The organism is Klebsiella sp. HMSC25G12 (genome assembly GCF_001807705.1).
GTDB classification, from domain to species: Bacteria; Pseudomonadota; Gammaproteobacteria; order Enterobacterales; family Enterobacteriaceae; genus Klebsiella; species Klebsiella variicola.
Window position 1 is genome coordinate 398,132 of sequence record NZ_KV789908.1, and the last position, 14,259, is coordinate 412,390.

Sequence of the window (14,259 nt, forward strand, 5' to 3'; positions counted from 1 at the left end):
CAACAGGAGAAGTACAATGGAGATTACCCTTCTTCAGATTGTGCTGGTGTTCATCGTCGCGTGTATTGCGGGTATGGAGTCGGTGCTTGATGAATTTCAGTTCCACCGTCCTCTGGTCGCTTGTACGCTGATCGGTGCCGTTCTCGGCGATATGAAAACCGGTATTATCATCGGCGGTACGCTGGAAATGATCGCTCTGGGTTGGATGAACATCGGTGCGGCGGTTGCACCTGATGCCGCGCTGGCGTCCATTATTTCCACCGTTCTGGTTATTGCCGGCCATCAGAGCATCGGTGCCGGTATCGCGCTGGCTATCCCGCTGGCGGCGGCAGGCCAGGTGCTGACCATTATCGTTCGTACCATCACCGTAGCCTTCCAGCACGCGGCAGATAAAGCGGCGGAGAATGGCAACCTGACCGCCCTGTCGTGGTTGCACGTCTCGTCCTTGTTCCTGCAGGCGATGCGTATCGCTATCCCGGCCGTCATCGTCGCCATTTCCGTCGGTACCAGCGAAGTCCAGGGCCTGCTGAACGCGATCCCTGAAGTGGTCACCAGCGGTCTGAACATCGCCGGCGGTATGATCGTGGTTGTCGGTTATGCGATGGTCATCAACATGATGCGCGCAGGCTACCTGATGCCGTTCTTCTACCTCGGCTTCGTCACCGCCGCCTTCACCAACTTCAACCTGGTAGCCCTGGGTGTGATTGGTGCGGTCATGGCTATCCTCTACATCCAGCTGAGCCCGAAATATAACCGCGTCGCCGGTGCGCCGGCTCAGGCGGCTGGTAACAACGATCTCGATAACGAACTGGACTAACAGGTGAGCGAAATGGTTGATATGACTAAAAATACCACCGAGAAAAAACTCACTCAGAGTGATATTCGTGGCGTGTTCATTCGTTCTAACCTGTTCCAGGGGTCATGGAACTTCGAACGTATGCAGGCGCTGGGCTTCTGCTTCTCTATGGTTCCGGCAATCCGTCGCCTGTACCCGGAGAACAATGATGCGCGTAAGCAGGCGATTAAACGTCACCTTGAGTTCTTCAACACCCATCCTTACGTTGCCGCTCCGGTACTGGGCGTAACCCTGGCGATGGAAGAGCAGCGCGCCAATGGCGCAGAGATTGACGATGGCGCCATCAACGGCATCAAAGTCGGTCTGATGGGGCCGCTGGCCGGCGTCGGCGACCCGATCTTCTGGGGTACCGTGCGTCCGGTGTTCGCGGCCTTAGGCGCTGGGATCGCGATGAGCGGTAGCCTGCTCGGTCCTCTGCTGTTCTTTATCCTGTTCAACGCAGTGCGTCTGCTGACCCGTTACTATGGCGTCGCCTATGGTTACCGCAAAGGCGTGGACATCGTTAAAGATATGGGCGGCGGTTTCCTGCAGAAACTGACTGAGGGGGCGTCAATCCTCGGCCTGTTTGTCATGGGGGCGCTGGTTAACAAGTGGACGCACGTGAATATTCCGATGGTGGTGTCAAAAATCACCGGTTCTGACGGACAGGTTCACGTCACCACGGTGCAAACCATCCTCGACCAGTTGATGCCGGGCCTGGTACCGCTGCTGTTGACCTTCGCCTGTATGTGGCTGCTGCGCAAGAAAGTTAACCCACTGTGGATCATCGTTGGCTTCTTCGTCATCGGTATCGCGGGCTACGCTGTCGGCCTGCTGGGTCTGTAATTTCCAGGTTGTACGCCGGGGGCTTGCCCCCGGCTTTTTTTTATCAGGAGGAACGCAAAGCAATGACATTCACGGACCTGGTGATCATCCTGTTTATCCTTGCGCTACTGGCCTACGCGGTGTATGACCAGTTCATTATGCCGAGGCGGAACGGCCCGGTGCTGCTGGCCATTCCCCTGCTTCGCCGCAGCCGCGTTGACGGTCTGATCTTTGTCGGCCTCACCGCCATTCTGATCTATAACAACATTACCCAGCACGGCACCCCGATCACCACCTGGCTATTATCTGCCCTGGCGCTGATGGGTCTCTATTTATTCTGGATCCGTACGCCGAAAATCATTTTTAAACCGCGCGGTTTTTTCTTCGCCAACGTGTGGATAGAATATCAGCGAATTAAAGAGATGAATTTATCCGAGGACGGCGTGCTGGTGATGCAATTAGAGCAACGGCGGCTGCTTATTCGCGTACGAAATATCGACGACCTGGAGAAAATCTACAAACTTCTCGTTTCAACTCAATGAGTTATAAATATAGCCAGCGCTATATTTTCCAGTTTTTCTCTGGAAAAACATATAGCCATGGCTATATTTCCCCTGCCTCCTCTTCCCTTTTTTATTAACTATTTATTTACTTATAAATTTAAATGAAAATCGTTATCATTTGGTTATTAAAATAGCCGTCTTCTGTTATTGTTTTATATTCTAAAAATATGTTAAGGTTGCGCCCGTCGTTGGGGAGTAGCCGATTTCCTGTTTGCCAGGAAATGTACGTGTCAACATACTCGTTGCAAAACGTGGCACGTACGGGTTGAAGTGATTCAATCAGGCGAGACCATAGATACATCACTGCTGTACGTATTGCTCAGCCATTGAGCGGCTCCGCGTATATTTACTGGGGGCAGCGATGTGTCATATGGATTATCCCCGGTCAGGACACGCACATGAATTTATCCGCTACCATTCTTCTCGCCTTCGGCATGTCTATGGACGCCTTTGCAGCCTCTATCGGCAAGGGTGCCACCCTGCACAAACCTAAATTCTCAGAAGCCGTCCGCACCGGGCTGATTTTTGGCGTGATTGAAACCCTGACCCCGCTGGTCGGCTGGGGACTCGGCATGTTGGCCAGCCAGTTTGTCCTCGAGTGGAACCACTGGATTGCCTTTATTCTGCTGGTGTTTCTCGGCGGGCGAATGATCGTGGAAGGTGTTCGCGGCGACAGCGACGAGGCGTGCGACGCGCCTCGCCGTCATGGTTTCTGGCTGCTGGTCACCACCGCCTTCGCCACCAGCCTTGACGCGATGGCCGTTGGTGTGGGTCTGGCCTTCCTGCAGGTCAGCATTGTGACCACCGCACTGGCGATCGGCTGCGCGACGTTTCTTATGTCGACGCTGGGGATCATGGTCGGTCGCTTTATTGGCCCGCTGTTGGGCAAACGGGCCGAAATCCTCGGCGGTATTGTGCTGATTGGCATCGGCAGCGAAATCCTCTGGAGCCATTTCGCCGGTTAAGCCTTACGCCTCGCGCTGCCAGCAATGGATCATGAAGTCGGTCTGGCAGCCAAACGTCGCCTGCTGACGCAGCGCGGCGTGCACCTCAGGCTTAGCCCGCCACGCGAACGGCGTCATCTGCAGCAGCGCCTGCGCTTCACTTCCCGTCAGGGTCATCGGATAGGCCAGCTGCTGCTGAGCGTCCAGGCGGAATCCCGGCATCGCTTCCGTCTTCAGCTCATGCAGGCGTACCTCATCGTAAATCAGCCCTTTTAGCTCCAGCAGATGGCGGGGTCCCGGCGTGGCGGTGATCACCCATCCGCCAGACCGCACCACCCGCGCCAGCTCTTCGGCGTTGCAGGGGGCGTAAATGCGCACTACCGCATCGAAGCTGTTATCGGAGAACGGCAGACGCTGGCTGGAGGCGACGCAAAAACTGACCTGCGGGTAGCGTTTTGCCGCCGCGCGGATCGCTGGCTTCGACACGTCCAGCCCCCAGCTATGGCTGGCGATGGTGGCAAACGCGTGGGTGTAATACCCTTCGCCACAGCCGATATCCAGTAAATCCGCAGGGGCGTAGTGCAGCAGCCGTTCGGCGATCGCCTCCCGTAGCGGCTGATAATGACCCGCATCCAGAAACGCCCGCCGGGCCTGCATCATCTCAGCGCTATCGCCGGGATCGCGCGACCGCTTGAACTGCACCGGTAGCAGATTGACGTACCCCTCTTTCGCCAGATCGAACTGGTGCCGCTGCGGGCAGGAATAGTGGTTGTCGCCTTGGCTTAACGGCGCGTGGCAAAGGGGGCAACTGTATGACATGACGGCTCCGGTGTTGCTAAAGGGCGAAAGTGTAGCGCTATTCGCCCCTGCAGACCACTGTTACAGCGCCGGCGCCAGCGGATGGCTGTCGTGCATCACGATCAGATTCTCCGCCCCTTGCGGCATGCCGTCCGGCATGACGTTCTCCAGCCGCAGGACATCCCCCATGATCTGGCTGAAGACCGGCGCGGACACCGCCCCGCCGTAATAGGAGCCATTACTCGGATCGTTCATCACCACCACCAGCGCAAACTGTGGACGACTGGCGGGCGCCACGCCGGCGGTGTAGGCCACATATTTATCGATATATTTGCCGTCCGGACCGATTTTCTTCGCCGTCCCGGTTTTTACCGCCACCCGGTAGTCGCGCACTGCCGCTTTGGTCCCGCCCCCCCCCGGGAGCGCCACGCTCTCCATCATATGCTCTACGCTGTGCACGATGTTCTCCGGCATCACCCGCGTACCTATCACCGGCGGATCGATGCGGGTTATCGATAACGGTCGTTCAATACCGAAACCGCCGATAGTCGCGTAGACGTGCGCCAGCTGGAGCGGCGTCACCATTAACCCATAGCCGAACGCGAAGGTAGCGCGATCCAGCTGCCCCCAGTAGCGGCGATGCGGCATCAGCCCGGCGCTTTCCCCGGTCAATCCCAATCCGGTCGGCTCGCCGAACCCAAATGCCTGATAGGTATCAAGCAGATGCTGCACCGGCATAGCGAGCGAGAGATGCGACACGCCGGTATCACTGGATTTTTGCAGGATCCCGGTCAGACTCAGCTCCGGATAATAGCCAACATCGCGGATGCGGTGGCCGTCGAGGACAAACGGATGGGTGTCCACCACGCTATCCGGCTGGACAATCCCCTGCTGGAGCGCGGTCATGATCACCAGCGGTTTGACGGTCGACCCGGGTTCGAAGGTGTCGCTGATGGCGCGGTTGCGGAAATCATCCAGCGTCGCGCTGTCGCGATTGTTCGGATTGAAGTCCGGGTAGCTGGCCATCGCCAGAATCTCACCGGTATCAATTTTGATCAATACCGCCGCCCCGGATTCCGCCTTATTCCAGCGAACGGCATTATCCAGCGCATCTTCGGTCACCGTCTGCAGACGTTCATCAATACTCAGCTGCAGATTATGCGCCGGGACTGGCGGCACTTCGGTAATATTTTCAATAACATTGCCATGTTTATCTTTGCGCACCAGGCGTCGTCCGGGTTTGCCGGTCAGCTGGGCATTAAAGCTTTTCTCCACCCCTTCGATGCCCTGATTATCGACGTTGGTAAAGCCCAGCAGATTGGCAGCCACATGACCAGCCGGATAGAAACGTCGCGATTCATCGCGCAGATAGACGCCCGGGAGATGCAGTTTATCAATCCACTCCGCCTGCTCCGGATTGATCTGACGCGCCAGATAGAGAAAACGGGCGTGAGGATGACTTTGTACCCGTTGGGCCAGCTCCCCGAGGTTGAGATGCAGTGCTTCGGCCATTGCCTGCCAGCGAGGACCATAACCAACACCACCCTTCTCCATGGTGGTCTGCGGGTCGATCCAGATAGCGCTGACCGGTACGCTCACCGCCAGCGGTCGTCCTTCGCGGTCGCTAATCATGCCGCGCTCCACCGCCACGGGCTCTTCGCGCAGAGAACGCATGTCTTCTTGTTTTACCAGGTTATCGGGAGAGACAATTTGCAGCCAGCCCACGCGGGCCAACAGCAGTCCCAGACAACCAAGAATGGCCACACAGAGTAACCCGAAGCGAATCGGGGTAAAGCTGGCGGCGGACTTCATTTTTTTCTTTAGCACCATAGCTCCGGCATCATTTTGCAACCATCTGATTTAACAGAAAATTAGCAAAACAGACTGCTACACAATGCTAATAAAGTTGACTATTTGCAACAAGACGCGACGGAAGGGGGTAAAATGACATGCTTTGCAATAAAAACGCAAAAGCCCCGCGCAGGCGAGGCTTTTATACAAGAAGAGTGGTCTTGTATCAGATAGCAGTTACGTTAACTGCAGCCGGACCTTTCTGGCCGTCCTGAATTTCGAACTCAACGTTCTGGCCTTCAGCCAGAGTTTTGAAGCCGTTACCCTGGATAGCGGAGAAGTGTACGAACACGTCTTTGCTGCCATCAGCCGGAGTAATGAAACCAAAACCTTTAGACTCGTTGAACCACTTAACTTGACCTTTAATCTTTGCCATTTGCAAAATTCCTTAGACTGTTTTCTTCGCCTGCTGGCGTTTACATAGATAAAACTGACACATAACTGCATGAGGCACTAATTTAAGGTTCGGCAGAGAAGCGGTATTCAACGACAACGTGTTTACTCAGGACTTCTTTACTGAAAATGCCACACATAAACAGAACTGTACCTCGTTTAACCCGAAACGTGTTATCACATACTACGTAAATAATGGCAAGCCATTTTTAAACGTGTCACGATCGTTCGCACAAATTATAAGGTAATCATTTGATCGCCTGCACATTTATGCGTCTTTGCCGCTCCTGGCAAGGCGTTATAGCATTCGCTAATATCACCTGGTTGCTGCCTCATTACTGCAACTTTTTTACCATAGCTCAACAACTTCGCTTCGTCCAGGTATGTACGTATACGAACCGCCATGCTGACGGCGCTTCGCTGAAGGCGATGAATATTGATGCGCATAATTACTCATAACAGCAGACGAAAAATCGCTAAAGCCGTACCAGTGTAGTGATAATAAAACCTGTTAGTCGTCACGCTAAAAATAGAGCTAATTCTGCACCTTAATAATGAAAAAATGATGACAGTGTCACATTCCAGGGCAATAAACGCGGCGGGAATGACTTTATTTACAGCGTGTAAAAAAGGGAATAATGCGCGGGGAAAGGAATAATGGAATAAGAATAAGCTATTACTGCCAGCTATCATGCAGGTGCGCATCTTATGATGCACACCTGTGGAGGTACTTAGCGCTCTGCCACCAGGCGGATAAACTCATCCTCTCCTTTCGCCTTGCCTGCGACGGTCGGCTCGGCCACGTCCTCTTTTTCCGGCGCATTAGCTTCGCAAAGGCGACGTAACAGCGCATTCTGCCGCTTTTGCTGATCCAGCAGCGCTTGCAGCAGTTCTATCTGCTCGTTCGCCCGCGAACTGGCGCGGTTGACGAAGAACCATAACAACAGACCGACAAGCAGCAACGCGACGGATACAGCCAGCGAAGCCAGATTTAAGATCCCAGGATTTAGTAACTCACTCATTTCACCACCTCAAAGAGAAGGCGTTCATTCTACCACCCACACCGCAGAAGGAAATCAGTCGTCAGAAAAATGTCTTACCACGGGATGAATTTATTGATAGTGCAAATGCCGCTGAAAAACTGAACATCCTGGTCGCACATTACGTTAAGCATCTGAGTCCACAGCAACAGGCAGCCTGCTATGATGACTATCAGTAAAACCCACCGTAATTTTTTCACTCCACTCTCCGCATTAGTACTTTATCTCACCAGGATAACACGGCCTTCTTAAACCGCGGCTAACTGTAATACGAACGGCAAGTTTAGGAATCATCGACTTGTTTCAAAACGTGTTCGTGTCAAAATCACGGCAAGGATCATACAAATAATGAGGCATCAATGCGATTAATCATTCGTACTATTGTCGTCGTGGCTATCTTATGGATTGGCGTATTATTAAGCGGCTATGGCGTATTATTCCACAGTGAAGAAAACGTCGGTGGTCTGGGTCTTAAGTGTCAGTATCTCACCGCCCGCGGGGTCAGTACCGCACTTTATGTGCATTCCAATAGCGGTGTGATCGGCGTCAGTAACTGTCCCATTCTGCGCAAAAGCGCAACCGTGGTTGATAACGGTTAAAATCACTCCGGCGAGCGCGACAATAGCACCGCGCTCGCCGGATGTTTCAGCTACCGCGTCAGAACGGGTAGTCGTTGTATCCCATTTGCTCAGAAATCTTGCGCGCCGCCTGATGCAGCATCGCCACATATTCATGCAAACGTTCTTCTGAGAAACGTAGCGTCGGGAAAGAGATGCTCAGTCCGGCGATAACCACGCCGAAACGATCGAACACCGGTACCCCGATGCAGCGTAGTCCCTCTTCCTGCTCTTCGTTATCTTCGCCATATCCCTGCTCGCGTACGCCATCCAGCACCTTCAGCAGCGCTTCCGTGCTGGTGATGGTCCGCTCGGTGCTGCGTTTATACTCCACGCCCTCGAGGATCTGCTCCACTTCGCTGCGATCGCGCCACGCCAGCAGTACCTTACCAATCGCGGTACTGTACAGCGGATTGCGACGGCCGATACGCGAGTACATCCGCAGATTGTACATCGAGTCAATCTTGTGGATGTAGACGATGCTGTCTTCATCCAGCGCCCCGAGGTGAATAGTCTCTTTCGTCAGCCGGGAGAGTTCGCGCATCTGAATATCGGCGCTGCGTACCAGGTCGACGTTCTGCAGCGCACGAGCGCCCAGCTCGAACAGCTTGAGCGTGAGGGAGTATTTCTCTGACTCGCCTTCCTGCGCCACATAGCCCAGTGATTTCATGGTCTGTAAAAAGCGATAAACGGTGCTTTTCGACATCATGACGCGCTGGGACAGTTCGGTAATGCCAATTTCACGCTCTTCACCCAGCGCCTGTAAGATGCCAAAAACCTTCAATACCGAAGAGACAGAATCTGGCTGTTTATCCAAATCTGCACCTGCCATTTATCACCTCGCCGTAACTGTTTTATAAAATTTAGAACCGGTTTTTATTATAAATTCGCCGCCTCTGCGCCGCAATCATTCTTCTGCCACTTCGTTACAAATCTGCGACATACTGCGGAATAATCAATGCTAAACTCATCATTCAAAAAACCGTTTCATTTAAGACTTATATTCACCATGGATAAAAATTCTTCCGATGGCGTGCCGCTGCCGCAACGCTATGGCGCCATTCTGACCATCGTGCTGGGGCTGACCATGGCCGTGCTCGACGGGGCTATCGCCAACGTCGCGCTCCCGACCATCGCCAGCGATCTTAACGCCTCGCCGGCGGCGTCAATCTGGATCGTTAACGCCTACCAAATCGCCATTGTCATCGCCCTGCTACCGCTCTCTTTCCTCGGCGATATGGTCGGCTATCGCCGCATCTATAAGATAGGCCTGGTGGTATTTATCTTTACCTCGCTGGCCTGCGCCCTGTCGCGCAGTCTCGACATGCTGACCTTCGCCCGCGTCGCCCAGGGGCTGGGCGGCGCCGCGCTGATGAGCGTGAACACCGCGTTGATCCGCCTGATTTATCCGCAGCGCTTTCTCGGCCGCGGCATGGGCATCAACTCCTTTGTCGTCGCCGTCTCTTCGGCAGCAGGCCCGACGATCGCCGCGGCGATCCTCTCCCTTGCCTCATGGCAATGGCTGTTTTTAATTAACGTTCCCCTCGGGATCGTCGCTTTTGTTCTGGCCATGCGCTTTCTGCCACCCAACAGCGCGCGCAGCAAAATCATCCGCTTCGATCTGCCGAGCGCCATCATGAACGCCCTCACCTTCGGGCTGCTGATCACTGCGCTCAGCGGGTTCGCCCAGGGACAGTCTGTTCAGCTGGTGCTGGCGGAAGTGGCCGCCATGCTGGTGGTGGGCTTTTTCTTCGTTCGCCGCCAGCTCAGCATGCCCGTCCCCCTGCTGCCGGTCGACCTGCTGCGCATCCCGCTCTTCTCACTCTCTATCTGCACCTCCATCTGCTCCTTCTGTGCGCAGATGCTGGCGATGGTCTCCCTGCCCTTCTTCCTGCAGACGATGATGGGGCGCAGCGAAGTGGAGACCGGCCTGCTGCTGACGCCGTGGCCGCTGGCGACCATGGTGATGGCGCCGCTGGCCGGTTATTTGATTGAGAAATGCCATGCGGGACTGCTGGGGGCCATTGGGCTGCTGGTTATGGCCTGCGGCCTGTTCGGCCTGGCGCTGCTGCCCGCGTCGCCTTCCGATCTGGATATTATCTGGCGTATGGCGCTGTGCGGCGCCGGTTTCGGGCTGTTTCAGTCGCCGAATAACCACACTATTGTCGCCTCGGCTCCGAGCCATCGTAGCGGTGGCGCCAGCGGGATGCTGGGTACCGCTCGCCTGCTCGGTCAGAGCACTGGCGCGGCGCTGGTCGCCCTGCTGTTCAACCTGCTCGGCAACAGCGGCACCCATACCGCCCTGCTGCTGGCCGGCATTCTGGCGACCGTTGCCGCACTGATTAGCGGTCTGCGCGTCACCCAGCCGCGCGCGGCCTGATAAACGGCGGCAAAAAAAATCCGCAGCTTTCGGGCTGCGGATTTTTATTTTTAGCGTCGAAGCGACGGATTACTTCAGATACTCACCGCTACGCAGGGCTTCAATACGTTTATCCAGCGGCGGGTGAGTCATAAACAGCTCGCTCATGGATTTCGCTTTACCATTGATGCAGAACGCCATCATGCTGCTGGCTTCCTGTGGCTCATAGCTGGTTTTCAGACGCTGCAGGGCAGCAATCATCTTCTCGCGGCCCACCAGTCGCGCCGAGCCGGCGTCAGCGTGGAACTCGCGATGACGAGAGAACCACATGGTAATAATGCTGGCCAGAATACCGAACACCAGTTCCAGCACCGTGGCGACAGCGAAGTAGATCAGCGGGTTACCATTGCTGCTCTCCCCTTCATCTTCCCGGTTGCCGCCGAGGAAACCGGCCGCAATCTGGGCAATCACGCGCGAGATAAAGATAACGAAGGTGTTCACCACCCCCTGAATCAGCGTCATGGTCACCATATCGCCATTAGCGATATGGCTGATTTCATGGGCAATGACCGCTTCCGCTTCATCACGGCTCATGTTTTGTAGCAGCCCGGTGCTGACGGCGACCAGCGAGGCGTCGCGACGCGCGCCGGTAGCAAAAGCGTTAATATCAGGCGCGTGATAGATAGCCACCTGCGGCATGGCAATGCCCGCCTGCTGCGCCTGTTGGGCGACGGTGTGCATCAGCCAGCGTTCCGTTTCGTTGCGCGGCTGCTCGATCACTTCCCCACCCACAGACTTCAGGGCCATCCATTTCGACATCATCAGCGAAACGATAGAACCACCGAAGCCGAACAGCAGGGCCATAATCAACAGACCGGTCATGCTGCTGGATTGGATCCCCGTGAGGCTTAACACCAGCCCGAACACGACCATTACTGCCAGGTTCGTCAGCAGGAAAAGCGCGATTCGCATCATAATTTTCTTTTTACCTCAATTTAACAAAACGCACTATGCGATTACCCACATCGTATGGGTCAGGCTGCAATTTTCAACCATCAACCCCCGCTAAGTCACGATAAAAACACAACTTTACATTTTGTAGCATCTTGCTGACAGCGGCCGGGCAGGTTGACATTTTGTTAGTTGAGCTGAAAGGTGATGACAAAAGCACAAAATAAAACGGGCACCCTCTGAGGTGCCCGTTTGTTATTTATTTACTGGCTGGCGGTTCCACCGCCGGGCGCGCTTTTTCAAGATGCGCCAGGTCTACCGCGATATGGACCGTTTCATCAAGATACGGATCCGGCTCCTGGTAATCCTTCGGCAGGTCATCCAGTTTTTTCAGCAGCGGTTTGCCTTCGCGTTTCAGGCGATCGTTAATCCGCGCCAGACGAATCGCATCATCCTCTTCGTTCTCTTTCTCACGCTGGGCGTAGTTCAGAGAGACGATGTTACGCTTGTCCTTCATCGCGTTATAACGGGCAATATCCTTCATGATGTACTGGAACTCTGGATCCTGCGCGATACGCTCATCATGGCGCTTGAGCAGTTCCGGTCCAAACGGGGTCAGATCCCCGGACTTCACGTAGGTGGCTGCGTTGATGCTATCCCACGGCAGCGCGTTGTCTTCATACTGCTCGCCGGTCTCACGATCTTCATTACCGGTTGGCATCATGATATCCGGCGTCACGCCTTTACGCTGCGTACTGCCGCCGTTAATACGGTAGAACTTCTGGATGGTGTACTGGACGGAACCTAACGCCGGCCAGTCCGGACGCAGCATCTGATCGTAGATACGATTCAACGAGCGATACTGCTGTACCGTCCCTTTACCGAAGGTCGGCTCGCCAACGATCAGCGCGCGGCCATAATCCTGCATCGCCGCGGCGAATATTTCAGACGCCGAGGCGCTAAAGCGGTCAACCAGCACCACCAGCGGCCCTTTGTAATAGACCACGCCATCGTTGTCGCTGTCTTCGCGGACCTTGCCATTGTTATCACGGACCTGCACTACCGGGCCGGACGGAATAAACAGACCCGAGAGCGATACCGCCTCGGTCAGCGCCCCGCCGCCGTTGCTGCGCAGATCAATGACGATGCTGCTGACGTTCTGTTTTTCCAGCTTCTGCAGTTGCACCTTCACATCATCGGTGAGACCAACGTAAAAGCCCGGAATATCCAGCACGCCGACTTTTTCTTTACCAACGGTTTTCACCGACATCTTCACCGCACGGTCTTCCAGACGGATCCGCTCGCGGGTCAGGGTCACGATACGCGTCTTGGCCCCTTTGCCTGCCGGCAGGATCTCAAGGCGCACTTTGCTGCCCTTCGGTCCTTTAATCAGCGCGACCACGTCATCCAGACGCCAGCCGATGACATCAACCATCGGCTTCCCGGTCTGGCCAACGCCAACGATACGGTCGCCGACGCTGATCGCTTTGCTCTTCGCGGCCGGGCCGCCCGCCACCAGCGAATTGATGACGGTGTAGTCATCATCCATTTGCAGGACAGCGCCGATCCCCTCAAGAGAGAGGCTCATCTCAGTGTTGAACTGCTCGGTATTACGTGGAGACAGGTAGTTGGTGTGCGGGTCGATTTCGCGAGCGAAGGCGGTCATCGCCAGCGAGAAGACATCTTCGCTGTTGGTTTGCGCCAGACGACGGATCGCGAACTTATAGCGACGCGTTAAGGTGTCGCGGATCTCTTTATCGTCTTTACCCGCCAGCTTCAGGCTTAACTGGTCAAACTTCACCTTGGCGTCCCACAGCGTGTTCAGCTCGGCCTCATCTTTTGGCCACGGCGCTTTGGAGCGATCAAGGTTAAAATTATCGTTGCCGGTAAAGTCCATCGGACGTTCCAGCACCTTCAGCGCATACTGATAGCGCTCAAAGCGACGCTGCTGCGCCAGGTTGTAAAGGTCGTAGAAGACGTCCAGTTTCCCGGTGCGCAGTTCGTCGCCGATTTGGTCTTTTTTGGCCGCGAACTTCGCCACATCGCTGGCCAGCAGCACATTGTGGCTGTAGTCCAGCAGGTTCAGATAACGGTCAAAAATCTTTGCCGAGAAGGCGTTGTCGAGATCAAACTGACGGTAGTGAGAACGGGTAAAGCGCGACGTCACGCGCTCGCTCACCGTCGCGTGCTGCGGCTCTTCTTTCAGCACGGGTATTTGATCTGCACGGGTTATTTCATCAACAGCGAAAGCATGGCCTGCTATTGCCAGCAGGCCCGCAAGCGCGGTGATTTTAAAAAATGTGTTCATGCCTGGCCCGGCCTCCGTTTCAGAACACCAGGTGTTCTGCGCGTACAATCATTGACATACCAGAAGTCAGCTGTACACGAACGCCATCTTTGGTGATTTCCAGAACGGTGGCGTCCATTGCGTTATTGCCTGCTTTTACCTTCAGCGCCTGGCCGACGGTCAGAACGGAAACATCCGAAACCGGAGTATGACGCTCTTCACGCGGGGCTTTGGCCGCAACAGGACGCGGTTTACGCTGTTCAGCGCCTTCTTTACGACGCGGCTGCTGAGGACGCGGTTTACGCTCGCGGCGAACCCCTTCATCCTGCTGACCTGCGGCGGCGGCGGCTTCGCGTTTTTTCGCCTGCTGGGCAGCGCGCTGCGTCTGAACGCGAGCTTTCGCTTCTTCCAACTGCTGGCGCGCATGGGCAATGTGCTGTTCTTCCAGTTCGCCGCACGGGTTGCCGTCCAGGTCAACGCGGATAGCGCCGGCTTTCACGCCGTACAGATAACGCCAGCTGGACGTGTAGAGACGTAATGCAGCGCGAAGCTGGGTTTTGCTGAGATTCATCTCACCACCCACTCGCTCAACGAGATCCTGAAAAATACCAATTTTCAGGGGGCGCGCTTCGCCTTCAGCGCTAAAGCACTGCGGGAAACGCTCGGCCAGAAAGGCGATAACTTCTTTACTGCTATTCAACTTAGGTTGATTTTCCATGAAATTTCCTGATTACAACGGACGTAGCCAACAAGCCGCAGGCATGAACAGGCGACATTATAATGACGTCCTCGCTAA

The 14,259-nt window shown here is 55.1% G+C and carries 16 protein-coding genes, 1 pseudogene and 1 riboswitch; of the genes and pseudogenes, 6 read left to right on the forward strand and 11 right to left on the reverse strand.

The features are described from left to right. The first annotated feature begins 16 nt into the window (after positions 1 to 16). The 4 genes from HMPREF3096_RS20495 to mntP all read left to right on the forward strand — a co-directional run bounded on the left by HMPREF3096_RS20495 (position 17) and on the right by mntP (position 3,188). Positions 17 to 817 carry a PTS mannose/fructose/sorbose transporter subunit IIC gene (locus HMPREF3096_RS20495; protein WP_004203359.1) on the forward strand — a complete coding sequence of 267 codons (801 nt, stop codon included), beginning with the start codon at positions 17 to 19 and terminating at the stop codon, positions 815 to 817. Positions 818 to 829: 12 nt separating this feature from the next. Then, the gene (locus HMPREF3096_RS20500) at positions 830 to 1,681 is read left to right on the forward strand and encodes a PTS mannose transporter subunit IID (protein ID WP_004145526.1); all 852 of its coding nucleotides are present in this window, start codon (positions 830 to 832) and stop codon (positions 1,679 to 1,681) included. Positions 1,682 to 1,743: 62 nt separating this feature from the next. Continuing rightward, the gene (locus HMPREF3096_RS20505; RefSeq protein ID WP_008804288.1) at positions 1,744 to 2,202 is read left to right on the forward strand and encodes a DUF986 family protein; all 459 of its coding nucleotides are present in this window, start codon (positions 1,744 to 1,746) and stop codon (positions 2,200 to 2,202) included. Positions 2,203 to 2,401: 199 nt separating this feature from the next. Beyond that, a riboswitch (yybP-ykoY riboswitch) is annotated at positions 2,402 to 2,504 on the forward strand. Positions 2,505 to 2,621: 117 nt separating this feature from the next. Beyond that, positions 2,622 to 3,188, forward strand: a complete 567-nt coding sequence (mntP, locus tag HMPREF3096_RS20510; RefSeq protein WP_008804287.1) for a manganese efflux pump MntP — start codon at positions 2,622 to 2,624, stop codon at positions 3,186 to 3,188. 3 nt (positions 3,189 to 3,191) lie between these two features. On the opposite strand, the gene rlmA is transcribed toward mntP, so the two are convergent. The 7 genes and pseudogenes from rlmA to mgrB all read right to left on the reverse strand — a co-directional run bounded on the left by rlmA (position 3,192) and on the right by mgrB (position 7,449). Further along, complete coding sequence (gene rlmA, locus HMPREF3096_RS20515) at positions 3,192 to 3,986, reverse strand: 23S rRNA (guanine(745)-N(1))-methyltransferase (RefSeq protein ID WP_023322886.1); 795 nt, start codon at positions 3,984 to 3,986, stop codon at positions 3,192 to 3,194. A gap of 60 nt (positions 3,987 to 4,046) precedes the next feature. After that, positions 4,047 to 5,795 (reverse strand): peptidoglycan glycosyltransferase FtsI, encoded by a 1,749-nt coding sequence (gene ftsI / locus HMPREF3096_RS20520; RefSeq protein WP_008804285.1) that lies wholly within the window; start codon positions 5,793 to 5,795, stop codon positions 4,047 to 4,049. A 187-nt stretch (positions 5,796 to 5,982) separates the two neighbouring features. Continuing rightward, positions 5,983 to 6,192 (reverse strand): transcription antiterminator/RNA stability regulator CspE, encoded by a 210-nt coding sequence (cspE, locus tag HMPREF3096_RS20525; RefSeq protein ID WP_001062678.1) that lies wholly within the window; start codon positions 6,190 to 6,192, stop codon positions 5,983 to 5,985. A gap of 85 nt (positions 6,193 to 6,277) precedes the next feature. Further along, positions 6,278 to 6,349 (reverse strand): annotated as a pseudogene (locus HMPREF3096_RS29685) (DUF2627 domain-containing protein); the annotation flags it as partial. A gap of 97 nt (positions 6,350 to 6,446) precedes the next feature. Beyond that, positions 6,447 to 6,656: a hypothetical protein gene (locus tag HMPREF3096_RS31020; RefSeq protein ID WP_153242727.1), complete on the reverse strand. Its 210-nt coding sequence runs from the start codon at positions 6,654 to 6,656 to the stop codon at positions 6,447 to 6,449. A gap of 284 nt (positions 6,657 to 6,940) precedes the next feature. Next, positions 6,941 to 7,231, reverse strand: coding sequence for a YebO family protein (locus tag HMPREF3096_RS20530; protein ID WP_002911374.1), 291 nt, complete (start codon positions 7,229 to 7,231; stop codon positions 6,941 to 6,943). Between the two features lie 74 nt (positions 7,232 to 7,305). Further along, positions 7,306 to 7,449, reverse strand: coding sequence for a PhoP/PhoQ regulatory lipoprotein MgrB (gene mgrB / locus HMPREF3096_RS20535; protein WP_002911375.1), 144 nt, complete (start codon positions 7,447 to 7,449; stop codon positions 7,306 to 7,308). A gap of 159 nt (positions 7,450 to 7,608) precedes the next feature. Here mgrB and HMPREF3096_RS20540 point away from each other — a divergent pair, with 159 nt between their 5' ends. Further along, positions 7,609 to 7,848: a YobH family protein gene (locus tag HMPREF3096_RS20540; protein WP_008804283.1), complete on the forward strand. Its 240-nt coding sequence runs from the start codon at positions 7,609 to 7,611 to the stop codon at positions 7,846 to 7,848. Between the two features lie 58 nt (positions 7,849 to 7,906). Here HMPREF3096_RS20540 and kdgR read toward each other — a convergent pair whose 3' ends face one another. Beyond that, positions 7,907 to 8,698 (reverse strand): DNA-binding transcriptional regulator KdgR, encoded by a 792-nt coding sequence (kdgR, locus tag HMPREF3096_RS20545; RefSeq protein WP_008804282.1) that lies wholly within the window; start codon positions 8,696 to 8,698, stop codon positions 7,907 to 7,909. Between the two features lie 177 nt (positions 8,699 to 8,875). Between kdgR and HMPREF3096_RS20550 the strand changes: the two genes are divergently transcribed. Beyond that, positions 8,876 to 10,246: an MFS transporter gene (locus tag HMPREF3096_RS20550; RefSeq protein WP_012967757.1), complete on the forward strand. Its 1,371-nt coding sequence runs from the start codon at positions 8,876 to 8,878 to the stop codon at positions 10,244 to 10,246. Positions 10,247 to 10,315: 69 nt separating this feature from the next. Here the strand turns inward: HMPREF3096_RS20550 and htpX are convergent, their stop codons facing one another. The 3 genes from htpX to proQ all read right to left on the reverse strand — a co-directional run bounded on the left by htpX (position 10,316) and on the right by proQ (position 14,181). Beyond that, the gene (gene htpX / locus HMPREF3096_RS20555; RefSeq protein ID WP_008804280.1) at positions 10,316 to 11,200 is read right to left on the reverse strand and encodes a protease HtpX; all 885 of its coding nucleotides are present in this window, start codon (positions 11,198 to 11,200) and stop codon (positions 10,316 to 10,318) included. Between the two features lie 235 nt (positions 11,201 to 11,435). Beyond that, positions 11,436 to 13,484, reverse strand: a complete 2,049-nt coding sequence (prc, locus tag HMPREF3096_RS20560; RefSeq protein ID WP_008804279.1) for a carboxy terminal-processing peptidase — start codon at positions 13,482 to 13,484, stop codon at positions 11,436 to 11,438. Positions 13,485 to 13,503: 19 nt separating this feature from the next. Beyond that, entirely contained in the window at positions 13,504 to 14,181 is a 678-nt protein-coding gene (gene proQ / locus HMPREF3096_RS20565; RefSeq protein ID WP_008804278.1) for an RNA chaperone ProQ, read from the reverse strand. Between the last annotated feature and the right edge of the window lie 78 nt (positions 14,182 to 14,259).

Coding starts and splice junctions, on each gene's coding strand:
- ftsI (WP_008804285.1), bottom strand. CDS start 5,795: ATGGTGCTAAAGAAAAAAATGAAGTCCGCCGCCAGCTTTACCCCGATT.
- kdgR (WP_008804282.1), bottom strand. CDS start 8,698: ATGGCAGGTGCAGATTTGGATAAACAGCCAGATTCTGTCTCTTCGGTA.
- cspE (WP_001062678.1), bottom strand. CDS start 6,192: ATGGCAAAGATTAAAGGTCAAGTTAAGTGGTTCAACGAGTCTAAAGGT.
- htpX (WP_008804280.1), bottom strand. CDS start 11,200: ATGATGCGAATCGCGCTTTTCCTGCTGACGAACCTGGCAGTAATGGTC.
- proQ (WP_008804278.1), bottom strand. CDS start 14,181: ATGGAAAATCAACCTAAGTTGAATAGCAGTAAAGAAGTTATCGCCTTT.
- HMPREF3096_RS20550 (WP_012967757.1), top strand. CDS start 8,876: ATGGATAAAAATTCTTCCGATGGCGTGCCGCTGCCGCAACGCTATGGC.
- HMPREF3096_RS20530 (WP_002911374.1), bottom strand. CDS start 7,231: ATGAGTGAGTTACTAAATCCTGGGATCTTAAATCTGGCTTCGCTGGCT.
- HMPREF3096_RS20540 (WP_008804283.1), top strand. CDS start 7,609: ATGCGATTAATCATTCGTACTATTGTCGTCGTGGCTATCTTATGGATT.
- prc (WP_008804279.1), bottom strand. CDS start 13,484: ATGAACACATTTTTTAAAATCACCGCGCTTGCGGGCCTGCTGGCAATA.
- HMPREF3096_RS20500 (WP_004145526.1), top strand. CDS start 830: ATGGTTGATATGACTAAAAATACCACCGAGAAAAAACTCACTCAGAGT.
- HMPREF3096_RS20495 (WP_004203359.1), top strand. CDS start 17: ATGGAGATTACCCTTCTTCAGATTGTGCTGGTGTTCATCGTCGCGTGT.
- HMPREF3096_RS31020 (WP_153242727.1), bottom strand. CDS start 6,656: ATGCGCATCAATATTCATCGCCTTCAGCGAAGCGCCGTCAGCATGGCG.
- HMPREF3096_RS20505 (WP_008804288.1), top strand. CDS start 1,744: ATGACATTCACGGACCTGGTGATCATCCTGTTTATCCTTGCGCTACTG.
- rlmA (WP_023322886.1), bottom strand. CDS start 3,986: ATGTCATACAGTTGCCCCCTTTGCCACGCGCCGTTAAGCCAAGGCGAC.
- mntP (WP_008804287.1), top strand. CDS start 2,622: ATGAATTTATCCGCTACCATTCTTCTCGCCTTCGGCATGTCTATGGAC.